This window comes from Paenibacillus sp. FSL R7-0333 (assembly GCF_038000365.1).
Taxonomy (GTDB): domain Bacteria; phylum Bacillota; class Bacilli; order Paenibacillales; family Paenibacillaceae; genus Paenibacillus_AQ; species Paenibacillus_AQ silagei.
This window is the reverse complement of record NZ_JBBOBZ010000001.1, coordinates 356,220-377,883: the sequence shown is the minus strand read 5'-3', so window position 1 is coordinate 377,883 and position 21,664 is coordinate 356,220. Positions and strand designations below refer to the sequence as shown.

18 protein-coding genes are annotated in these 21,664 nt (G+C 55.3%); 5 read left to right on the top strand and 13 right to left on the bottom strand.

Features of this window, described 5'->3' with window-relative positions:
- Nucleotides 1–130: 130 nt before the first annotated feature.
- Nucleotides 131–1,555 carry a polysaccharide deacetylase gene (locus MKY86_RS01605; RefSeq protein ID WP_340825790.1) on the bottom strand — a complete coding sequence of 475 codons (1,425 nt, stop codon included), beginning with the start codon at nucleotides 1,553–1,555 and terminating at the stop codon, nucleotides 131–133.
- 108 nt (nucleotides 1,556–1,663) lie between these two features.
- Between MKY86_RS01605 and MKY86_RS01600 the strand changes: the two genes are divergently transcribed.
- Complete coding sequence (locus tag MKY86_RS01600) at nucleotides 1,664–2,344, top strand: DedA family protein (protein WP_076084730.1); 681 nt, start codon at nucleotides 1,664–1,666, stop codon at nucleotides 2,342–2,344.
- A gap of 37 nt (nucleotides 2,345–2,381) precedes the next feature.
- Nucleotides 2,382–3,335: a helix-turn-helix transcriptional regulator gene (locus tag MKY86_RS01595; protein ID WP_076084733.1), complete on the top strand. Its 954-nt coding sequence runs from the start codon at nucleotides 2,382–2,384 to the stop codon at nucleotides 3,333–3,335.
- A gap of 233 nt (nucleotides 3,336–3,568) precedes the next feature.
- On the opposite strand, the gene MKY86_RS01590 is transcribed toward MKY86_RS01595, so the two are convergent.
- Both MKY86_RS01590 and MKY86_RS01585 read right to left on the bottom strand, forming a co-directional pair.
- The gene (locus MKY86_RS01590) at nucleotides 3,569–5,101 is read right to left on the bottom strand and encodes a DHA2 family efflux MFS transporter permease subunit (protein WP_076084736.1); all 1,533 of its coding nucleotides are present in this window, start codon (nucleotides 5,099–5,101) and stop codon (nucleotides 3,569–3,571) included.
- Complete coding sequence (locus MKY86_RS01585; protein ID WP_036723807.1) at nucleotides 5,098–5,550, bottom strand: MarR family winged helix-turn-helix transcriptional regulator; 453 nt, start codon at nucleotides 5,548–5,550, stop codon at nucleotides 5,098–5,100. The genes MKY86_RS01590 and MKY86_RS01585 overlap by 4 nt, the downstream gene beginning before the upstream one ends.
- 137 nt (nucleotides 5,551–5,687) lie before the next feature.
- Between MKY86_RS01585 and MKY86_RS01580 the strand changes: the two genes are divergently transcribed.
- Nucleotides 5,688–6,374, top strand: coding sequence for a hypothetical protein (locus MKY86_RS01580; RefSeq protein ID WP_076084756.1), 687 nt, complete (start codon nucleotides 5,688–5,690; stop codon nucleotides 6,372–6,374).
- A gap of 488 nt (nucleotides 6,375–6,862) precedes the next feature.
- On the opposite strand, the gene MKY86_RS01575 is transcribed toward MKY86_RS01580, so the two are convergent.
- Entirely contained in the window at nucleotides 6,863–11,149 is a 4,287-nt protein-coding gene (locus tag MKY86_RS01575; protein ID WP_076084790.1) for a 2-hydroxyacyl-CoA dehydratase, read from the bottom strand.
- A 120-nt stretch (nucleotides 11,150–11,269) separates the two neighbouring features.
- The gene (gene bcp, locus MKY86_RS01570) at nucleotides 11,270–11,731 is read right to left on the bottom strand and encodes a thioredoxin-dependent thiol peroxidase (RefSeq protein ID WP_076084758.1); all 462 of its coding nucleotides are present in this window, start codon (nucleotides 11,729–11,731) and stop codon (nucleotides 11,270–11,272) included.
- Nucleotides 11,732–11,833: 102 nt separating this feature from the next.
- Here bcp and MKY86_RS01565 point away from each other — a divergent pair, with 102 nt between their 5' ends.
- A complete protein-coding gene (locus MKY86_RS01565; protein ID WP_076084760.1) occupies nucleotides 11,834–12,892 on the top strand; it encodes an LCP family protein in 1,059 nt (352 codons plus the stop codon).
- A 105-nt stretch (nucleotides 12,893–12,997) separates the two neighbouring features.
- Entirely contained in the window at nucleotides 12,998–14,314 is a 1,317-nt protein-coding gene (locus tag MKY86_RS01560; RefSeq protein ID WP_076084763.1) for a glutamate-1-semialdehyde 2,1-aminomutase, read from the top strand.
- 171 nt (nucleotides 14,315–14,485) lie between these two features.
- On the opposite strand, the gene def is transcribed toward MKY86_RS01560, so the two are convergent.
- The 8 genes from def to MKY86_RS01520 all read right to left on the bottom strand — a co-directional run bounded on the left by def (nucleotide 14,486) and on the right by MKY86_RS01520 (nucleotide 21,437).
- Entirely contained in the window at nucleotides 14,486–15,049 is a 564-nt protein-coding gene (def, locus tag MKY86_RS01555) for a peptide deformylase (protein WP_076084793.1), read from the bottom strand.
- A 104-nt stretch (nucleotides 15,050–15,153) separates the two neighbouring features.
- Nucleotides 15,154–16,446: a stalk domain-containing protein gene (locus tag MKY86_RS01550; protein WP_076084766.1), complete on the bottom strand. Its 1,293-nt coding sequence runs from the start codon at nucleotides 16,444–16,446 to the stop codon at nucleotides 15,154–15,156.
- Between the two features lie 107 nt (nucleotides 16,447–16,553).
- The gene (locus tag MKY86_RS01545) at nucleotides 16,554–16,844 is read right to left on the bottom strand and encodes a hypothetical protein (RefSeq protein WP_076084769.1); all 291 of its coding nucleotides are present in this window, start codon (nucleotides 16,842–16,844) and stop codon (nucleotides 16,554–16,556) included.
- A 16-nt stretch (nucleotides 16,845–16,860) separates the two neighbouring features.
- On the bottom strand, nucleotides 16,861–17,748 hold the full coding sequence (locus MKY86_RS01540) for an inositol monophosphatase family protein (protein ID WP_036723796.1): 888 nt from the start codon (nucleotides 17,746–17,748) through the stop codon (nucleotides 16,861–16,863).
- A gap of 180 nt (nucleotides 17,749–17,928) precedes the next feature.
- On the bottom strand, nucleotides 17,929–18,936 hold the full coding sequence (gene uvsE, locus MKY86_RS01535; protein ID WP_076084772.1) for a UV DNA damage repair endonuclease UvsE: 1,008 nt from the start codon (nucleotides 18,934–18,936) through the stop codon (nucleotides 17,929–17,931).
- Nucleotides 18,933–19,250, bottom strand: coding sequence for a hypothetical protein (locus tag MKY86_RS01530; RefSeq protein ID WP_039308646.1), 318 nt, complete (start codon nucleotides 19,248–19,250; stop codon nucleotides 18,933–18,935). The genes uvsE and MKY86_RS01530 overlap by 4 nt, the downstream gene beginning before the upstream one ends.
- 47 nt (nucleotides 19,251–19,297) lie before the next feature.
- Nucleotides 19,298–20,389 (bottom strand): D-alanine--D-alanine ligase, encoded by a 1,092-nt coding sequence (locus MKY86_RS01525; RefSeq protein ID WP_076084775.1) that lies wholly within the window; start codon nucleotides 20,387–20,389, stop codon nucleotides 19,298–19,300.
- Nucleotides 20,390–20,408: 19 nt separating this feature from the next.
- On the bottom strand, nucleotides 20,409–21,437 hold the full coding sequence (locus MKY86_RS01520) for an amidase domain-containing protein (protein ID WP_076084778.1): 1,029 nt from the start codon (nucleotides 21,435–21,437) through the stop codon (nucleotides 20,409–20,411).
- Nucleotides 21,438–21,664 lie beyond the last annotated feature (227 nt).

The following is a 21,664-nucleotide window of genomic DNA, read 5'->3' as shown; positions in this document are numbered from 1 at the left end:
AAAAAGGATGCCCAGACATTCAGCAGCCGCTTTTCCCGCCAGTAGTCGCTTTTCCCGCCAGCCCCCCTGCCGTCCCTGTCATATCCTGCCGTCCCCTCCGTCCAGCCCTCCTCTTAAACGGATATCCGTCTTAAGCTGCGGTAACCCTGCGCTCCTCTGCATTAACAAAGGCTTCCGCACCCGGATGACCTGCCGCCTCCAGCAGCAAACGCAGGGGTACCCAGAGGGAGGAGCCTTGGAGCTGCACCTGTGCCGCCCTGTATTCTGCTGTACCGTCCGGCCAGTGAATGCCAACCTCCTGCTTCTGTGAGTCTAACGTCATGCTGCGGCCGTTCCAGCTTACAGCTGCGCTGCGGGTGTCCGCATCCCAGCCGACCCGCCCGCCCAGCCGTTCCACGGTGGCGCGTAGCGGAACATAGTACTGCCCGTCCTGGAGACGGTACTCTCCGGGCTTCAGCTTGATCTCCATCCGCCCAATCTCAAGTGCAAGCGCCTTGCCTGGTGCAAACAGCTCCGCATTCGGAGCAATATTGGCCGATATCCAATCCTGTGACGGCTTGCCCCGCTGAAGGGAGGCTGCCTTGGAGGACACCCTGAACTGTACGGGATCACTCTGCGTATCCAGAACGCCGAACTCATAACCGGCCGCTCTGTAACGTTCAATAATGGCAGGCAGCGCCTTCGCACTCTGTTCATGGCCTGATCCGTCATGCAGCAGCAACACCACACTGGCGGAGTTCAAGTCAGCCACAGATGCCTGCACAATCTCCGCAGCGGGCACTCCCCGGCGGCGGGAATCTCCGCTGTCCACAGTCCAGTCCATCACCCGGTAGCCTGCCTGCTTCAGCAGATTGAAGTATGTACTGTCGAAATGGCCGAACGTGCCGCCCGGCGCACGGACCAGTTGCGGACGGACGCCTGTGATCTCACGTACCGTTTCCTCCGTCTGTTTGATTTGACGCCAGAATTCCGTGAAGCCGCTATATAAATCATGATAGTTATGATTATAGGTATGGTTGCCGATAGCATGCCCCTGCTCCCAGATGGCATGGATCAGCTCGGGACGCCTTGCGGCCTGATCCCCCAGCACGAAGAAGGTCGCCTTAACCCCCTGCTCCTGCAATATCCTAAGCACCTTGGGAGTAACTGCGCTTGGCCCATCGTCAAAAGTCAGATAGACCACCTTCTCCTTGCGGTGACCGGCTGCTGGAGCAGATTTCCCCGCAGCAGCAGCTACTTGGTGTATAGCGGGAGCAGGACGCTCTGCATCTGCCTTAGGGGCTGAACCGCCCGAAACATGCGGCTGCCGTGATTCTGCGGTTGTCATTCTGCCTGCTGCCGGAGGCAAATCTTGCACCGGGACAGCCGGAGCATTATTCTTAGAGAGTAGAGGTAACGCACTGCCTGCTTCAGCCTGCAGGGAGTACGTAATCCGCGAACCGGAAGAATTCCCCTGCCCTCCATAGGCTGACACACCCAGACTCAGCACAACAGCAATAACAAGCAACCCGCAGATCATGATGCGGCGGATAGGATTTTCCAGGTTGTTCTTCATCTTCTCTACCTCCAGCATTCTATTGGCGCACCCGCACCATTTGGTAGATTGTATGAAGACAAGCTTCAGAATAGAATAGGCGCGCAGCCTTTGGAGAGTGAAGAATCTATGGATATGCTGAAATGGATACAAGAATTGTTTGCGAGCTATGGTTATAGCGTATTGTTTTTCGGGCTTTTGCTCGAATTTATCGCCCTGCCTTTTCCCGGGGAGACCACGATGGCCTTCGCAGGATTTCTCTCTTTCACGGGGAGGCTGGATTTCTTCACCCTGGTGATCGTAGCCTTCTTAGGGACTACAATCGGGATGACCATTACATATTTCATCGGGCTCAAAGCCGGTCTGCCCTTTATCCAGCGGTACGGCAAATGGTTCATGTTCTCTCCGGCCAAGCTGGAAAAGACGCAGCGCTGGTTCGAGAAATACGGCAGCGTGCTGATCTCCATCGGCTATTTCATCCCCGGCGTCCGCCACTTCACCGGCTATTTTGCCGGGATTATTGCCCTGCCCTTCCGTAAATTCGCTATGTATGCCTATGGGGGAGCAATATTCTGGGTAGTGTTATTCCTTGGAATCGGCAAAATCTTCGGCCCGCAGTGGATGGGCATCTTCCACCTGATCGAATCCTATGCCCTCTGGATCGCGGTAAGCGTGCTGGCTATTGCCGCGCTGATTGTCATTTACCGTTACCGGGCTGCCATTTCTCTCCGGCTGCGCCGGCGCAAGCCAGTGGCTACGCTTGAACCCAAGGTCCAAGTGAAGGTCAAAGAGACCTCCAAGACCCGTTGACTAAAGCCTCACCTAACGTCTGAAAGAAGGTATCCCTGTGAAAATAGACCGTCTGCTCTCCATTGTCATATTGCTGCTCAACCGGCCGCTGATTCAGGCCAAGGAGCTGGCCGATATGTTCGAGGTCTCCGTGCGTACGATTTACCGCGATATAGACAGCATTAACAGCGCAGGCATCCCTGTGGTTACCTATCAGGGCGCAGGGGGCGGCATCGGCCTCATGCAGGGCTACCGGCTGGACCGCAACGTATTATCGCAACGCGAGCTGGCCGATATTTTCAGTGCGCTGCAAAGCGCCTCCTCCATCGGAGGAGAGGGCCATCAGCTATTGATGGAGAAGATCAGCAGTGTTGTCCCTCCCTCCCAGATCTCCGCCTTCCGCAGCAAAACCACCCAAATGATCGTCGATTTCTCCCCCTGGGAGCTGACAGCTCCGCTGGAGGAGCGGCTGGACCTCCTTAAAGAAGCCTTAGAGGAGGAGATCATGGTCACTTTTGAATACATAACTGCCGAAGGCAGGGTAAGCCAGCGTACGGTCGAGCCCTATACGCTGGTCCTCAAGGGACAATTCTGGTACTTATACGGGTTCTGCGAGGAGCGTCAGGATTTCCGCCTCTTCAAGCTGCTGCGGATGAAAGCGCTAGTGAAGGAGAACAGGCACTATATCCGCCAGGATATTCCGCTTACAGAGCTGCCGTGGAGTAGTAGCTGGAAGGAACCGCAGAATCTCACACCGGTCAAGCTGCGTTTCACGCCGGAAGGCAAGCATCTCGCCGAAGAATACTTCGACTGTGAGACGCTCCAGCAGGATGATACCGGCGGATATACCCTAACGCTCCAGTACCCTGAGAATGACTGGCTATACGGCTTCCTGCTAAGCTTCGGAACCGTCCTGGAGGTGCTGGGACCGGAGCACATCCGCCGCAGATTAGGCGAGGTGGCCCGCGGCGTCGCGGCGGTATATTCAGCAGATCTGGCAGAGAAGCAATAACCGCCCCACCCGCATTCAAGCATGTACAATCTTTTTCCATCCGCATCCGAACCTGAATCCATGTTGTCAGGTTTGCCGGTTTATACTCTAAGGGAGAAGCCGGTTTTTGACTGGGAGACTGGGGAGGATGAAGGACAGTGGGGCAATTCCACCCTAGCTCGCAGACGCAAAAAGACGACCCGGCAACCGTTAACGGTTATATCGGATCGTCTTTTTTATACTGTATACAGGATTTATGCTCTCTGTGATTTCGTCAGGCTCGGCTGCGTCTGTCCGCCTTCCGCTTCTTCCGTCTTCAGGAAGTCGGGCTGCGGAGAGGTCTTGCGGATGAACAGCGCCAGCACCAGGGCAACAACAGTCACCCAGGTTGCTACAGTGAACGCGTGGGTAATCCCGTTAATTGTTGCGTCCTGAGTAAGCTTCAGCATCGCAGCCTTATCTGTCTTCGACACCGCACCGCTGACCAGTGCATCGGTGATGTTGCTCTTCGTACGGTTGGTCATCAGGCTGACGAACAGGGCCATCCCCAGTGCGCCGCCTACAGTACGCAGGGTGTTGGACATGGCTGTACCATGAGAAGCCAGACGCTGCGGCAGCTGGTTCAGACCGGCGGTGACGATAGGCATCATCAGCATCGACATCCCGAACATGCGGGCCGTATACGTCAGGATCAGATGAGTATAAGTGGTAGTAGTGCTGATCTGGCTGAATTCCCAGGTCGTTACAGTGGTGATGGCAAGGCCGATAACCGCCAGCCATCTGGCTCCGATTTTATCAAATATAATTCCGGTGATCGGTGACATCACGCCCATCAGAACCGCACCCGGGAGCAGCATCAGTCCGGATTCCATCGGTGTAAAGCCGCGGATGGTCTGCAGATAGATCGGCAGCAGGATCATCCCTGCATACATAGCCATAGTGACGATAATGTTGATCACGGTAGTCAGGGAGAACATGTTGTAGCGGAAAATGCGGAACTCAAGCAGCGGCTTATCCGTGGTCAGCTCACGCCATACGAACAGCCCCAGGGACACGATACCCAGGATCAGGCAGAGAATAACGGTCGTGCTACCCCAGCCGTCTGTTCCGGCATCACTGAAGCCGTAGAGCAGCCCGCCGAAGCCCAGTGTAGACAGAATCACACCCGGTTTATCCAGCTTCGGAGAAGTCAGCTTACCGACATTCTGCATAGTCTTCATGCCGAGCAGCATTGAGAAAATGGCCAGCGGAAGCACGATGTAGAACAGCACGCGCCAGGAATAGTTCTGCACGACCCAGCCGGACAAGGTAGGTCCGACAGCCGGAGCAAAAATCATCGCAACCGCCATCAGTCCCATCGCCTTGCCCCGTTCTTCAATCGGGAAGATACGCAGGAACACAATGTTCATCAGCGGCATCAGAATTCCGGCACCTACAGCCTGAATGACTCTGCCGACCATAATCATCTCAAAGCCTGTTCCTATTGCACAGACCAGTGTACCTATCGAAAATAACATCATTGCCGTCGTAAAGAGCTGGCGGGTCGTAAATTTCTCCACCAGATAGGCGCTGATCGGCACGAGCACACCATTAACCAGCATGAATCCTGTCGTCAGCCATTGGGCCGTATTGGCGAGGATATTCAGGTCTTCCATCATTTTGGGCAGCGCCACATTCATCAGCGTCTGATTGAGTAGCGCCACGAAGGCGCCGATCAGGAGCGCTGCGATAATCGGGCCTCTGCGGACCGTCTTGGACGGTGCATTACCGGCTGTAATTGTACTCATAGCTTCTTGTTGTCTCTCCCTTGTTCTAGAATTCGGATAATTTCACCATGCAGCCGCAGCAGCTCCTGTACATCCTCCGCAGGAATGTCTGCCAAGGGCTGTAAATGTCTTCGGAGTGACTGCCTGCTGAGCAGACGGATCTCCTTGCCTTTCTCAGTCATCGCCAGCTTAAATATTCGTCTGTCGCTCTGCGAGCGTTCTCTGGTAATCAGTCCGGCCTTCACCATCCGGTCCACTACACCGCTGGCTGCGCTGTTGCCCAGATGCAGAAGATCGGCAAGCTCCGTGATCCCGATATCTGGATGCAAGGATAACTTACGCAATACCATCAGCTGGGTAGATGTGATGTTAAGCTCCTCTGCATCCTTCCACAGAAGCTGCTGGAAATTATGGGTAATGCAGCGGAAAGAGGACAGAATATCGTCCAGTTGCTTTTCCTTTTCTTCCAAGCCTTATCCCTCCACAAGCATAATGCACAAATGCACAATAATACTTCGCATACGAACTATTTTACTATTTACCTATTTATCCGTCAATGATTTTCTTGCAGAAATTTTCTGAAAATTACGGAAAGCGAGGATTAAACATGAATACAGAACAACGAAATCACTGGAACAGGCAGCATAAAATGTTGCCCAGGATCATCACCAAGCCGGAGGCGCATACTGAAGCAGTCGCTATCATTCTGGAGCTGCATACCTCCCTCTACGCCTCTGAAGAAGGAAACGGGGAACAGGCAACCTATGAGGATGCCTTATGGGACCAGCTGCTGGAGTCCACCGCGCGCAGCTACCCGGTGCAGACACCCGGCAGCCGTAATTCTATAGTCTGGCATCTGTGGCACAGTGCACGAATAGAGGATATCACCATGAACATCCTGGGGGCAGACCGTGAGCAGGTGCTATACTCCGGTCAGTATGCCCGGAGGCTGGGGGTTCCTTACGTTCATTCCGGCAACGGAATGAGTGAACAGGATGTTGCTACACTCAGTAGAGAGGTGAACCTCGGAGCGCTATCCGAGTACCGGCGCGATGTCGCCCGCAGAACACGTTCCATTCTATCCGCTCTGGAGCCGGGACAGCTCGGGATGAAGGCAACTCCGGCGCAGTTCGAGAGAGTCCGGGAGGAGAAAGCGGTACTCGACAGCGAGCAGTGGCTAATGGATTATTGGGGCGGCAAGACCTTTGCCGGCCATGTTCTGATGCCGGTTACACGCCATAATTTCGTCCATCTTACCAAGGCCATGCGTGTGAAGCAGAAGCTCCAGCGGTAATCGGCTATTCTTGCCTAGCCTGGAACAAAGCTTAAAAATATCGAGGAACCTGCAATGAAGCCGCCTTCTGCCTAGAAGTAGGTAGCCCAGATGCGGGGCTGACCGGAAGCAGTTGGATAAATGTATCTTAATTTGACCAGATGCGGGGTTTAGCCGGAAGCAAGTGGATAAACACCATCTGTTTAGGACAGTTATCGCTACTATGGATGAAACGGGTAGATTTAAGTGCCTTTTTTCCAATTGCTGATTCAGCAGCAGCCTAATTGTGCACTAGTAGTTGGAGAAAATCCACTTGTTTCCATTCTCCATTCTCCATTCCCCATTTCCTGTCCCATATCCCCCGTCTCCCATCCCGCCTGAGCATATCTCTCCCCCAAGAGGCCAGGCCCCCGTCCAAGGTTTTTTTTCGCGCGTTTCACGCACGAAGGCCAAAAAAAGCGGACCGGAGTTTCCTCCGGTCCGCTCTTCATCTATTCAGGCAACTCGCTCTATCCTTGGCACCCCACACTGCCGGCCAGTACCGGCAAGAGCTGCGCCACCTCGTCCGCTGACGGCTGGGTACCGGCGGCGAGGCCGCTGGCAATCGACATCATCAGCTTGATCCGGTTGGCCTGATTGACCACGCTGACTCCGGCATCATAATCAATGGCGACGATGTTCGCACCAGGATATAGATCCTTAAGCCCTTTAATCATCCCGCGCCCGGTAATATGGTTCGGCAGGCAGGCAAACGGCTGAATGCAGGCAATATTGTTCACGCCGTTATCCAATAGATCCATCATCTCAGCCGTCAGGAACCAGCCTTCGCCCATCTGGTTGCCGACCGACACGAGGCGGCTTGCCTTCTCGGCCAGACCGTATATATTCTCCCGGCCTTTGGATAGTCCAGCCTGCTCCAGCGCTACCTTGACCGGCTTGCGGTAGATTTCGAGATAGGAGATCAGCATGGGATTGATATAGCCCAGCCGCTTGCTTTTGCCGAATTGCTCGGCCTTGTAGATCGGATTGTAGACACAATAGAAAATAAAGTCCAGGAAATCAGGCATCACGGCCTCTCCGCCCTCCGCCTCAATCATGTCGATGATATGATTGTTGGCATCCGGATGGAATTTGATCAGAATCTCCCCGACAATGCCCACCTTGGGCTTATCCGCCGGGATAACCGGCAGCCGCGAGAACCCGGCAACAATCTCACGGGTTAGCCGCTTATATTCGCGGAACGAGAAGTTTGACAGGCTGCCCTTACAGCGGCCCATTCCCTGGCGGAATAAGGCCTCTGCGCTTCCCGGCACTGCTTCATATGGTCTGAAGCGGTGCAGCAGGCGCATCATCAGATCTCCGTAGCAGGCTGCGGCGATCAGGCGGTTCGCCAGCTTCAGGCTGATGCGGAAGCCCGGCTGATTCTCCATCCCGGAGGCATTCAGGGAGATCACCGGGATCTGCCCCAGACCGGCATCCTTCAGCGCCTTGCGCAGCAGGGAGATGTAGTTCGTCGCCCGGCAGCCGCCCCCGGTCTGCGACATGATTACAGCGGTCCGGTCCGGGTCATAATCGCCGCTCTTCAGGGCCGACAGCATCTGCCCGATCGTTACAATCGCGGGATAACAGGCATCATTGTTGACGTACCGGAGGCCTTCCTCCGTCTCCTGCGGACCGGTCGATTCCAGAATTTTCAGCCGGTAGCCCGCATCCTGGAAGACCCGTTCGAACAGCTCGAAATGAATCGGCGACATCTGCGGGGCAAGGATGGTATAGGTATCCTTCATTTCTTTGGTGAACGGCACATTGACTTGCGGCTTGTAGAGCAGCTGCGGCTTAACCTCACCTCTCTCGCGCTCACGCATCGCGGCCTGGAGCGAACGCAGGCGAATCCGCGCGGCTCCGAGATTGCTGATTTCATCGATTTTGATGAGTGTATAGACCTTGTTGTGACGCTCCATAATCTCCTGAACCGCATCGCAGGTAATCGCATCGATCCCGCAGCCGAAGGAGGTGAGCTGGACCAGCTCCAGATCAGTTCTTCCCGCCGCCAGCCGGGCCGCACGGTACATCCGCGCATGGTAGGTCCACTGGTTCACTACGCCAACATCCCCTTCGCTGCGGTCCAGATGGCAGATCGAATCCTCGGTCAGCACCGCAAGTCCCATCCCGGTAATCATATCAGCAATCCCGTGGTTGATCTCAGGGTCGGCATGATACGGATGTCCGCAGAGCAGAATCCCCTTCGTGCCTGTCTCCGTGAGGAAGACCAGCGTCTCCTCGCCCTTGGTGCGCACATCGTTCTTCGCCTGCTCCGCTTCCGCCAGTCCCGCCTGGACAGCAGCCGCAATCTCCTCCTTAGGCACCTCGGCGAAGGTTCGCGCCAGCACCCGGGTCAGCGCCGGAATATCGTCGAAGGTCAGGAACGGGCTGACCAGCGGAACCCCCTGCTCCTTCAGGCCGTCCATATTATTGCGGATCACCTCGGGGTAGGAGGCAACCACCGGACAGTTGAAGTGATTCTGTGCCGCATCATCCTCCTTCTTCTCATACACCACCGCCGGGTAAAAGATGAAGTCCACGCCCTGGCCGATCAGCTGCTGTACATGCCCGTGGGCCATTTTGGCCGGATAGCAGATGGATTCCGAAGGAATGGTATCCATTCCGCTCTCATACAGCTTCTTACTGGACTTCGGAGACAGCACGGTCCGGTAGCGCAGCGAGGTGAAAAAGGTATGCCAGAACGGGTAATTCTCGAACATATTCATTGTGCGCGGAAGTCCAACCGTTCCCCGGAGCGCTGCCACTTCAGGCAAGCCCTCGTAGGCGAAGAACCGCTCATATTTATATTGCATCAGGTTCGGCAGCGTGTTCTTCTCTTTCTTGCCGCCTGCGCCGCGTTCACAGCGGTTCCCCGTCACATGGAAGCTCTTGTCCGGGAACCGGCTGATGGTCAGCGCACAGCTGTTGGCACAGCGGCTGCAGCGGCCTGGAGCGACTGAATACTTGAAGTCCTCCAGCTCCTGCGGTCCGAGGATCGTGCTGATTCCTTCCGGGGCAGCCTGTTCTCTGGCCATCAGCGCACAGCCGTAAGCGCCCATCACGCCGGCGATATCGGGTCTGACTACCGTCCTTCCCGTCAGCAGCTCAAAAGCCCGCAGGACAGCCTCATTATAAAAGGTACCGCCCTGAACGATGATATTCCGGCCCAAATCCTCGGGATTACGGATCTTGATCACCTTTTGCAGCGCATTCTTCACCACGGAGTAAGCCAGCCCGGCCGAGAGATCGGCAAGCGTAGCCCCCTCCTTCTGGACCTGCTTCACCTTGGAATTCATGAACACGGTACAACGCGAGCCGAGATTCACTGGTGCCTTCGATTCGAGCGCCGCAGCGGCGAACTCCTCTATGCCAAGCTCCAACGCGGAAGCAAAGCTCTCCAGAAAGGAGCCGCAGCCCGCCGAGCAGGCTTCATTAAGCATCAGGCTGTCGATGGCTCCCCCGCGGATCTTGATGCACTTCATGTCCTGGCCGCCGATATCGAGGATGAAGTCGACCTCCGGCATGAACCGGGAGGCTGCCTTGTAATGGGCCACCGTCTCTACTTCTCCGCCGTCCATCCGCAGCGCCGCCTTGACCAGACCCTCTCCATAACCGGTTGCGTAAGCTCCCGCAATGTAGCAGCCTGAGGGCAGAATCCGGTAGAGCTCCTTCAGCGCGTCCGTAACCGACTGCAGAGGATTGCCTCCATTGCTCCCGTAAAAGGTATGCAGAATCTCATCCGCCGCTCCGGTGACCACCAGCTTGGTCGTGGTAGAGCCGGCATCAATGCCCAGATAGACCGGCCCCCGGTAGGCAGCCAGCGCGGAACGCGGTGCTGTAGCCTGACTGTGACGAAGTCTGAACTGTGCCAGATCATCCGGCGCTCTGAACAGCGGCGCCAGCTCTGCATCCTCCGCGCGGTCCTGCGAGAAGTCTACAGCCATGATCCGGGCGATCCAGCCGCTGAGCGGCAGGAATACGGGATCTGACCCGGCAAGCGCCGAACCGATGGCGACGAAGTATTGCGAGTGCTCCGGGAACAGCACCTCCTCCTCCTTCAGTCCAAGCGTCTCCTTGAACCGGTCCCGCAGAACGGACAGGAAGGTTAACGGTCCCCCGAGAAAAGCAACACGCCCACGGATCGGACGTCCGCAGGCCAAGCCGCTGATTGTCTGGTTCACGATGCTCTGGAAGATCGAGGCCGCCACATCCTCACGCCGCGCCCCTTCATTCAGCAGCGGCTGCACATCGCTCTTGGCAAATACCCCGCAGCGCGAAGCGATGGGATAGATCCGCTCATGCTTCACCGCAAGCGTATTCAGACCCGCAGGGTCCGTCTGCAGCAGAGAGGCCATCTGATCGATGAATGCGCCTGTACCGCCTGCACAGGCTGTGTTCATCCGCTGCTCGATGCCGCCGCTGAGATAGATGATTTTGGCATCCTCTCCGCCCAGCTCAATCGCGGTATCACATTCTGGAATCCGTCCGCTGATCGCCCTCGTGCAGGCAATGACCTCCTGGACAAACGGAATCTCCCCGAGCTTGGACAGGGACAACCCCGAGGAGCCGCTTACGGTGAGCGCTGCTTCACTGCCTGCGAACCTCTGCTGCACCTCTGACAGCAGGGTAACTGCCGCCTTTTTTATATCACTGAAATGACGCACATAATCCTGATATATAATGATATCCCGTTCCATAACCACCAATTTGGCTGTAGTTGATCCGACGTCAAGCCCAATACGCAGTCTCTTCATGCCATCCCCCATACCTTGCTCCAAATTTGAAGTAATATGAGGCAACTATATCACGAGAGCGCCTGACTATAGCTGTTAGAAAAGTAACAGACAAATACAATTAATTACCAGCATACTTAATTATTTCACGATTTGTTCTAATGCGGCCTCCACATGGCCCTTCACTCTGACTTTTCGCCACTCCGCTCTCAGAATTCCTTCCTCATCAATCAGAAAAGTAGAGCGCACAATCCCCATGAATTCCTTGCCGTAGAGCTTCTTAAGCTGCCATGCCCCGAACAATTCGCTCACCTTATGCTCCTCATCGGATAATAGCGGAAAGGGCAGGCTATTCTTCGCAATAAATTTGCTGTGTGAGGCCAGCGGATCGGCACTGATTCCAAGAACAACCGCCCCATTCGCGGCAATCGTATCGTGGGCATCACGGAAATCGCAGGCCTCCTGGGTGCAGGCCGGGGTACTGTCCTTAGGATAGAAATAGAGCAGCACCTTCCTGCCGCGGTAATCGTTTAAGCTGATATTGCCCCCTGTTGAGGCAGGGAGTGTGAAGTCCGGAACCTTATCACCTACTGTGATATTCATTTATTATTCACTCCTCTTAATGTAGTTGTTGATTTCTGAAATTGCGTGTCTTCCCAAAAGAAATTATAATGTAGAGAATGTGAACTGGAAAGGACGAACGAAATGCCACCAAGAAAGAACCGGCACGCCAAAGCCGGCAAGTCAAAGAAGAAAACGCTGCTCTGGACTCTGGCAATCATACTCCTTTTAATCATCGGAGGTCTGGTTTACTATTTCACTGCAATTTACAATCAGCTCGATAACCTCCACAAGACAGGTGAAGATTCTCCGTTCGCCAATGTTCCCACAGCCTCGGCGGAGGCGGTTAAGCCCCCTGTATGGGAAGGCACAGAGCCGGTCAATATCCTGCTCATGGGCGTGGATGCGCGCGGGGTGAAGAAGGGCGAGGTGCCGCGTTCCGACACTATGCTGGTCGCCTCACTTGATCCGGTGAAGAAGAAGTTCTATGTCTTTTCCATTCTTCGTGACACTTATGTTGACATCCCTGACCACGGTTCACAGCGGATCAATGCCGCCATTACCTATGGACCCAACACGGCGATGCAGACGGTCAGCGACCTGCTCGGTATCCCGATTCAATATTATGTCTATACCGATTTCCAGGGCTTCATGAAGCTGGTGGATGCTGTAGGCGGTGTGGATTATGAGGTTGAGAAGGATATGCGTTATACCACCAAGGCGGACGGGCCTGAGTTCGATATCGATCTCAAGAAGGGCTTCCAGCACCTGGATGGCAAAATGGCTCTGCAGTATGTGCGCTTCCGTCATGACGCGACCTCCGATTTCACCCGGACAGAGCGCCAGCGCGGCTTCCTTAAGGCTGTAGCAGATAAGGTGATCAGCACCACCTCCATTATCAAGCTGCCGACCATTCTTGGTGAGGTTACACCTTATATTGACACGAATCTGGATATTAGCGACATGTGGAAGCTCGGCGCTGTAGGCTATGACAGCTCTATGGGCGGCAGCGCGCAGATTCCGCCGATGAATCTGATCCGGGAGAAGACCCTCAAGGACGGCTCCCAGGTGATCGGGTTCAGCAGCGAGCGGGCGCTGAAGCAGTTCGTAGAGGATACGCTAACCGCACCCGAACCTTCGCCAACTCCTGGAGCAGAGGCTTCACCGGGCAGCAGCCCTTCCGCATCACCGGGAACAAAGTAAACTCCAATATAACCATGCTTGGCACACGGGGCGGGCGGACAGCGGGAATCAGCCGCGGTTCGCCCTTTCCCATGGGCGCAAGCCAAGAAGAAAGGAACATTACCTATGAACCGCAGCACATCAGAACAGTTATACGAGGAAGCTCTCCAGCATATTGTCGGAGGCGTGAACAGCCCCTCCCGCTCCTTCAAGGCCGTGGGCGGAGGCGCCCCTGTCTTCATGAAACGCGCCGGAGGCTCACGCTTTTGGGATGAGGACGGCAATGAATATATTGATTATCTGGCCGCCTATGGCCCGATTATTACCGGACATGCCCACCCTCATATCACCGCCGCTATTACTGAGGCCGCGCAGAACGGACTGCTCTACGGAACGCCAACCCGGCTTGAGATCAAGCTGGCCAAGATGCTGAAGGAAGCTATTCCCTCGATGGACAAGGTACGCTTCGTCAACTCCGGTACAGAAGCCGTCATGACGACCATCCGCGTCGCCCGCGCCTACACCAAGCGCAGCAAAATCATCAAATTCGCCGGTTGTTATCACGGCCACTCTGATCTTGTGCTTGTAGCCGCAGGTTCAGGTCCATCGACGCTGGGTATCCCGGACAGCGCAGGCGTTCCAGCCAGCATCGCCCAGGAGGTCATCACCGTTCCCTTCAATGATCTGGACGCCCTGCGTATAGCATTGGACAAATGGGGCCAGGATGTGGCTGCCGTGATGGTCGAGCCAATTGTCGGCAACTTCGGTATGGTTATGCCGGAGCCTGGCTTCCTGGAAGGCTTATGTAAGCTGACGCACGAGAACGGCTCCCTGGTTATCTATGATGAAGTCATTACCGCCTTCCGTTTCCACTATGGCTCCACACAGACCTATGCCGGTCTTGCTAATCATGAGGAGATCATTCCCGATCTGACGGCCCTTGGCAAAATCATCGGCGGCGGGCTGCCTATTGGCGCTTACGGCGGCCGCAAGCATGTCATGGAGCAGGTCGCTCCGCTCGGTCCTGCTTATCAGGCAGGCACGATGGCCGGTAACCCCGCCTCGATCTCGGCAGGGATCGCCTGCCTGGAGGTGCTTAGCGCGGAAGGCGTCTATGACGAGATGGAGCGGCTGGCCATCCGCCTGACCGAAGGACTTCAGGCGTTCGCTGACCGTCACGGTATTCCGCTGACCATCAACCGAATTCGTGGTGCATTCTCCACACATTTTTGCAGCCATCCCATTACGAATTATGAAGAAGCGCAGGATACCGATGGTGAAATGTTCGCCAGCTTCTTCCGGCATATGCTGAGCCGGGGCATCAACCTGGCCCCGTCCAAATATGAGGCGTGGTTCCTGACCACAGCCCACACGGATGCCGACATCGACCTCACCCTGGAGGCGGCAGAGGCTTCATTCGCGGCTATGGCGGCGGAGAAGTAATCGCCCAACTATAAGAATAGGCTGTCCCAAGAGTCAGATAATGACTTCGTGGGACAGCCTTTGTTTTGTTTACGTAAGATTAAGATCCATGTGAGTACCGTCCATACATGAACAACGCTGCCACCGCGAGCGGGGTCACCAGCCGTACGTCCATCAAATTCATATCCGCCGTTATCTGCTCTTCTGCTCATACAGGCTGCGGATCTCCACATCCTGCGGAAGCTTGAACGGGTTCTGCGGATTGATCCGGTCATAGAACATCATTCCGTCCAGGTGATCCATCTCATGCTGGATGATGATCGCCTGATAGCCCTTGAATTTCTGGGTAATCACCTCACCGTTCAGATCAAAGCCCCTGACCTTCACAGATTCATAACGCGGTACGAAGCCGTGCACCGGCCGGTCCACAGACAGACAGCCCTCGCTCTCCGGCAGATAGACCATTGCCATCGAATGGCTGATAATCTTGGGATTCACCCATGTATATTCCACATTCTTGCCATTATCATCCTTCAAAAACATGGCAAACATCCGCTTCAATATTCCGATCTGGTTAGCGGATAAGCCTACCCCTGAACGCAGCTTATACTTGGCAGACATTTCGGCATCCTGACTGTTCTTCAGGAACTGCATCATGCTCTGCAGTACACCACGGTCTTCTGCCTGCAGCGGCAGCTGTACGGGTTCCGCTACCGTACGCAGGACAGGGTCGCCTTCCCGTATGATATCCTCCATCGTGATGATGTAATCAGCATTATACTTTGTACTAGACAACTGGGTTCATCCACCTTTTCCACTACGGGACTGATTTGATGATGCTATGGTTAGATTATGCGCGATTAAGGATTAATGAAAGCTGTCCGCAGCTTGCTGCTGTAATTCACATCGAAGCCCAGTCCGGTAGCGAGCGCGGCGAGCGGAAGATAGGTTTTATCCTCTTTGCCAACCTTATGCAGAAAAGCTGGAGTATCAATCGCTACATCCGCACCGTTCACCTTAATGGTCTTCGAGCCGATCGTAATAACCACCGTTCTTCCTCCGTAAATTACAGTCGCACTAGAGGTTTTGTTATCCCATTTGCCATCCGCACCCACTGCATTCAGAATATCCTTCAGCGCCAGAAAGTTCTGCCCATTCTTCAAAATGGGCTTATTGGGCGTATTCAGTTCCTTCCCCTTCACCACGATGGACATCGGCGCTGTCTCCGAAGCCATCGCCGTTACTGCCGGCGTACGGTATTCCCCCCATTGCAATTCAGCGAATACAGTGGCAATCCGTTCATATCCAAGCTGCGTAGGATGGAAGTCTGCCGCCCCGGCTCCGATGATATGAGTTAGCGATCCCTCTACCCCGGCGAACTTTGCGGCTACATGAGCTACCTTAAGCGGAGCGCCTGCCTGGTTCAGGGTAGCCGCGATATTCTCAGCCGCGATGGTGAACTGTGCAGCCGCATTCATCAGCTTGTCATACGAAGCCCCCAGGGCGATTTTCGGAGCAGGCTGATACTGGTCGGCCAGCAGAATGGTTGCCTGCGGATTCACTTCCCGGATATTCTTCAGCAGCGCTGTTACATTACTGCTGTATTCCGTCAGACGCTCCGCAAGCTGGGAAGCGAAATCGGCATCGGTCAGCGTCTTGTAATTCAAGAACAGGCTACTGACATCATTACCCCCGATGGTAATGGTAATCAGATCCGCCGCAGCGAGCTCCGTTCTAATCTGCGGGGCCAGCGCAGCAAATTGCAAGGTACGCGGATCAGACAGCCCCGGCTGAATAGCCTCCGGCGTAATTACCGCGCTGTCCTTAATCGCTCCGGTGTATTGAAGGAGTCCCGCTGTCTTAAGGCCCAAGATGCCATAATTCTTAAGCTCACTTCTGCCGTGATACCAGCCCTGCTCCAGTAATCGCTCAGCGTATCCGTACGGCTTCACGGAGGGATCAGTCATCCCCGGCTCATACCCGGCAGTAATAGAATCTCCAAGTGCCACGATGCGAAAGACATCCTGCTCCGTTCCTTGCGCCACGGCTGCTGCAGCCGCAACCGCCGGACCTGCATGCACATTGATTAATACGGTGAACAACAGCAGTCCGCTAGCAGAAGCTGATATTAACCTTCTCCATGTCTTCAGCATCGTATTCCTCCTAAATTAGTATAATTCTATTCTAACATCCCTCTCTTCATCACAAAAGAGCGGTCTCCCGATAATTCGGAAAAACCGCTCCTGTGGATAACAGCAGCTTATCGCTCTCCGCTGCCGGATTCTGAAGATTTCTTCGGTTCGCCAATACTGGGCGGACCGCTTGCCTGGTCTGAGCGCTTCACATATTTATCATACCGGTCGTCCAGCTCATAGGCGATTTTGCGGTAACGAAGCGTCTCTTCGACTATGGGGTCAAGTGTAGTCTGTATGCGGATCTCATACTTGGGCGAAATCTGACGGATCTCCTTGGCCTGCCGGTCCGCCTGCTCCATCTCGCCGTCCTCCAGAAGCTCGCTTAGCCTCCGCTCCAGATCTTCATTCTCATTCATAACGGTGTAAGCCCTCCTACTGCTTCTTGAAGCCTGTAGCATCTGCGGCCTGCAGGGACGTAACCAGATAATCATGAATTCGTCCATTGCTTGCGACTACATGGCGTGTGCCGATATCGTAGGGATCGCCCAGCGTATTCGTGACCTTGCCGCCGGATTCCAGCACCAGCAGCACCCCCGCTGCGCAGTCCCAAGGGCTCAGTCCAACCTCCCAATACCCGTCCACTCGTCCGGCAGCAACATAAGCCAGATGCAGTGCCGCCGATCCTCCGGCACGAATGCCGCGGACCTGCGGCATAATCTGCTGCAGCCCGGCCATATTCGCCGGCTGGGCCACCACGCGGTCCGGCGGGAAGCCCATGGCGATCAGGCTGTTGCCCGGCAGAGTCTCAGCCGATACCTTCGTAGGAATCCCGTGCATGTATGCGCCCTTCCCCTTCTCGGCCACGAACATCTCGTCCCGGATCGGATCATAGATCACGCCTACCGTAAGCTCTCCCTTAACGACCAGAGCAATCGATACACAATAGAACGGGAAGCCGTGCACGAAATTAGTCGTGCCGTCTATCGGATCGACGATCCACAGATATTCATGCTCCCGAGCTTCATCCAGGGCGGCCGTCAGTGCCTCCGCACCAGGCTCAACACCCTCCTCGCCAAGGATGGCATGGTCGGGATAATGGGTCAGGATCAGCCGGCGGATCATCTGCTCCACACCCTTATCGACCTCCGTGACCAGATCCTGGGCCGATGTCTTACTGCCCAGCTCCTTCACCTGGCCTTGTCTGCTCTTGATCCATTCCCCCGCTTTGGCCGCAGCATTGATGGCTGCCGCCGTATGTCCCTTGCTTGTAACTACATAGGGCTGCCGTTCATTTCGGTTATCAGGACTTACAGGACTCATCTCTTCACTCCGCTTTCTTTGCGCATGATTGTTCTCCCGGGGACCGCTGTTTCCGCAGGATACCCTTTCTCTGCCTTAGAACATGACTGCTCAACTTTCTTTCAACGTACCTCATTTCGGCCGGTTTATCAAGTCATGACTAGTGCCGCTCACGGGCCTGGCCGGCAAGTTTTTTGCCAGTTATGGTTCTATATTCACACTCGCTCCGTTTAGTACCATAATTCCATTCCCGCCTTCTGACAGTCCCTTCATCTCCTCCATCAGACCGAACAGGGCCCCATCCTTGAGCTTCGCCTCAATCATCACATCTACGGCGGGAGTATCCGCAGCAATCCGCTTCAGAAAAGCAACCAGCGGTGCCGGCTCCACCCCATCGGCATGGCTGCGCGGATCAGACGGGCTGCGCGGGCTGGACACATGGATCTTCGGCGGCAGCTGCCCGCCGGGCGGCACATCCTTCAGCGCCAGAGGGCTTGTCCATGTCTTCAGGATCTCCGGCCACAGCTCCCAGGGGAGCTCACCTTCATTGTTGACCCATTGGTGATGGATATCCAGCACCATCGGCAGCTCCATTCTGCGGCAGACCTCCAGTGTCTCCACCGCATTGAACGTCTTGTCGTCGTTCTCCAGCGTCATCCGCTCTCTAAGCGCAAGCGGCAGCGAGGAGCATTGTACGCAGAAGCGTTCCGCAGACAGAGGCTTGTCCCCGTAAGCGCCGCCGATGTGGATATTGCTCTTAGCCGTCGCCGGCAGCCCCATCGCGTCCAGCATGTCCGTATGATGCTGCAGATCACGGATCGAGCTTGCAAGCACCTCCGGCCGCGGCGTACTCAGCACCGTGAAGTGATCCGGGTGGAAGCTGACGCGCAGCCCGTGCTTCTTCACATAGCTGCCCACCTCAGCGAATTCCTCCGCAAGAGCAGCCAGCGGATTCCAGTCCGCCAGATCAGGATGGGTGGCCAGCGGAACCAGCTTGGAGGTGAGCCTGTAGACCTTAATATCCGAGCCGACATTATGCTTCAGCAGACGGAGCGTATTATGCAGATTCATCCGGGCGATGGATTCCAGCTTACGAAGGCCTGCCTCCCGGTCGCCCAGCTTGTTGAAGCTTGCCATCGTCATCGTTTTGGAGGGAGAACAGTCAGGGATCACCGTAGACATGGCAACATAGCCGAAGCGGACAATCATCCCTCTTCCCCGAAGAACATTTCGTAGGCAAGAGCCGTCTGAACGCGCGACTCTTCCTCATTCAGCTTCCGGACCAGATCCATTTCCACCGCCGTAACCTCATTGCCCTGAAAATTGATTTCAGCAATCGACGCAGAAATTTTGACAATGGCCACCGCTACATTCTCCGGGTTATAGGCGATCACCTTCTGGCCGGTCGGATAGACACGGAAGCCCTGCTTCACCATCTTGGTACGTCCGTACTCCAGCAGCTCGTACAGCTCCTGCTCATTCTTGAACTTGCACACCGAATTGAATTCTGATTGAAACCCCATGCTTCTCTCTCCTTCCCGGCCGGAATGCTCCCGCCGATCAACGTGGTTTATTCATTATCGTATTTCAGGCCCTGTCTGAACCGGTAACGCTCCAGCGCCAGCCCGATCATACGGTCCAACAGCGCTTTATAAGACACACCGGTCTCACGCCACAGCAGAGGATACATGCTGAACGGGGTGAAGCCAGGCATGGTATTCACTTCATTAATAAGTATCTTGCCGTCAGACTTCCGCAGGAAGAAGTCGGCCCGGGTAATTCCGCTGCCCTCAATAGCCTTGAAGGCCAGTATTGCCGACTCGCGCAGACGGTCCGCTACCTCGGGATCGACAGGTGCCGGGATCAGCATCTGTGATTTGCCGTCCGTGTATTTGGCCGCATAATCATAATATTCACCGGAAGAGACGATTTCACCCGGAACCGAGGCCTCCGGCTCCTCATTGCCGAGGACCGCCACCTCCACTTCCCGCGCATCCACAAACTCCTCAATAATTACCTTCGTGTCATAACGGAAGGCATAATCCACAGCCTTGATCAGACTTTCCTTGTCGGTGGCCTTGGAGATTCCTACGCTGGAGCCCAGGTTGGCAGGCTTGACGAATACCGGATATCCCAGCTTATCCTCCAGATCTACAATCAGCTCGTGCTTGCGCTGTCTCCAGTTCGCAGCATTGAAGTAGCAGTAGTCACATTGCTCCAGCCCCGCCTCGCCGAACAGCTTCTTCATAACGACCTTATCCATACCCGCCGATGAAGCCAGTACGCCTGCACCAATGTACGGGATATTCGCCATCTCGAACAGACCCTGAATGGTACCGTCCTCGCCGTTCGTGCCATGCAGCAGCGGGAACATGACGTCTATTACCTGCTCGCCTCCGCCAAGTCCGCTGAACAAGGCATTCAGGGCCATGCCCATATCTCCGGCAGCCCCGGAGAGCTTAAGCTGCTCAATCGCGGGGAAGGGAGCCTCCAGCACTGCACCCACCTTCCAAACCCCCTGCTTGGAGATATAGAACGGAATAATCTCATATTTATCGTAGTCAAAAGCGTTCATAACCGCATAAGCCGTCTGCAGCGATACCTCATGCTCTCCGGATTTGCCGCCGTACACCAGTCCTACGGTAGTTTTAGCGTTCCCCATGCCCTAACCTCTTTCTGATCTATAAATAGTCATTGATATGAAAAAAACGATATGCCGTCCGGTCCGTCCAGGCGTAGGAATCCTTGTAATCCCAGAAGCGGTGACGGCTGCTAACCGTCCGCGCATTCACCAGCGGCTGCCCGCCAGCATCAAAAGCGGTAACGATCGTGCTGTGCTGATAATGCCCGTTGCCGTCCCAGTCATACTGAATAATGTCGCCCAGCTGAAGCTGCTCCGGCCGCTCTACAATCTCTGCCCGCAGCCCGGTGCTACGGCTCCCGCTCAGATAACGCTTCAGGCTGTCGGAGACCGCCCAGCTGAAGCTCCACCATTCCTGGGCTCCATTATAGCCCTTGTACCACCAGCCCGTTTCTCTTTTACCAGTATAGTTGATAGGCGCTCCCCCTGCAAAGAGACATTGGGAGACATAATTCGTGCAGTCCACCTCAAAAATCTCGAACTCCGGATTCCCCTCCTTCCACCAGAGGTCGGCATAGGCTGCAGCCTCCTCCCTGCGGTACCGCACCTCCCTTACGCCGCTTGCGCCCTTCAGGACACGGCGGTTCAGCAGCGGCTGGGACGGACGCGGATCGGGCAGAGCCTCCCCCCATTCCGAGAGCCGCAGAGCCGGATCTTTCTCCACCACCTTGCGCACCCCATTCCGCTCAGGCACGCGGCGCTCCACGTTCACAATCTCCCAGCCGTCTTTTTCACGTACAAAGGTCAGTCGCTCCGACTCCACCACATCCTCGCGGTGCGTCATCCCGCCCTTCTCATAATAGAAGGCGCTGTGCAGCGCCACATCGGCGACCACCTCGGCAGGATTCTGCCGCACAGTTCGCAGCGTCCGCACCCCCGTCTCCCCGCGCAGCGGAGTAATGCCCCGGCGGGTGTACCACTGGGCGATCCGGCGGGAACGCGTGCGCTGTTCGTCCAGGAACCGGGGGTCCCTAATTGTGGTATGGCGCGGTTCGGCGCCAGGTGCAACCCGCCCCTTGTTCAGCTGGTCCACATAGACATAGAGACTTTTCTTCCACTGCTGCTCCATTCATCCTCCGCCCTTTCGTTCACAGATAAGAATGTATATGATGTAAGCTAAGAATATTCCTTCACGGTTTCACCGCCACAATGGCTGCTGTCCTATGTATATGAAGGATTGCTCGCACCTATACGGAAGCGGGAGCGATTTAACTGCAAGGAAGTCAGGGAGCCGGCGGTTCTATGCATCCGTGGAAACCCTGAATATACCTTACATCAAGGAGCAAAAAAAACTTT

Bases quoted from the DNA above. Each gene is read 5' to 3' on its own strand.
- MKY86_RS01540 (WP_036723796.1), bottom strand. From the start codon at position 17,748: ATGAGTCCTGTAAGTCCTGATAACCGAAATGAACGGCAGCCCTATGTA.
- bcp (WP_076084758.1), bottom strand. From the start codon at position 11,731: ATGAATATCACAGTAGGTGATAAGGTTCCGGACTTCACACTCCCTGCC.
- MKY86_RS01575 (WP_076084790.1), bottom strand. From the start codon at position 11,149: ATGAAGAGACTGCGTATTGGGCTTGACGTCGGATCAACTACAGCCAAA.
- MKY86_RS01565 (WP_076084760.1), top strand. From the start codon at position 11,834: ATGCCACCAAGAAAGAACCGGCACGCCAAAGCCGGCAAGTCAAAGAAG.
- MKY86_RS01550 (WP_076084766.1), bottom strand. From the start codon at position 16,446: ATGCTGAAGACATGGAGAAGGTTAATATCAGCTTCTGCTAGCGGACTG.
- MKY86_RS01590 (WP_076084736.1), bottom strand. From the start codon at position 5,101: ATGAGTACAATTACAGCCGGTAATGCACCGTCCAAGACGGTCCGCAGA.
- uvsE (WP_076084772.1), bottom strand. From the start codon at position 18,936: ATGATTGTCCGCTTCGGCTATGTTGCCATGTCTACGGTGATCCCTGAC.
- MKY86_RS01530 (WP_039308646.1), bottom strand. From the start codon at position 19,250: ATGGGGTTTCAATCAGAATTCAATTCGGTGTGCAAGTTCAAGAATGAG.
- MKY86_RS01605 (WP_340825790.1), bottom strand. From the start codon at position 1,555: ATGAAGAACAACCTGGAAAATCCTATCCGCCGCATCATGATCTGCGGG.
- MKY86_RS01545 (WP_076084769.1), bottom strand. From the start codon at position 16,844: ATGAATGAGAATGAAGATCTGGAGCGGAGGCTAAGCGAGCTTCTGGAG.
- MKY86_RS01560 (WP_076084763.1), top strand. From the start codon at position 12,998: ATGAACCGCAGCACATCAGAACAGTTATACGAGGAAGCTCTCCAGCAT.
- def (WP_076084793.1), bottom strand. From the start codon at position 15,049: ATGGAGGATATCATACGGGAAGGCGACCCTGTCCTGCGTACGGTAGCG.
- MKY86_RS01580 (WP_076084756.1), top strand. From the start codon at position 5,688: ATGAATACAGAACAACGAAATCACTGGAACAGGCAGCATAAAATGTTG.
- MKY86_RS01520 (WP_076084778.1), bottom strand. From the start codon at position 21,437: ATGGAGCAGCAGTGGAAGAAAAGTCTCTATGTCTATGTGGACCAGCTG.
- MKY86_RS01600 (WP_076084730.1), top strand. From the start codon at position 1,664: ATGGATATGCTGAAATGGATACAAGAATTGTTTGCGAGCTATGGTTAT.
- MKY86_RS01525 (WP_076084775.1), bottom strand. From the start codon at position 20,389: ATGGGGAACGCTAAAACTACCGTAGGACTGGTGTACGGCGGCAAATCC.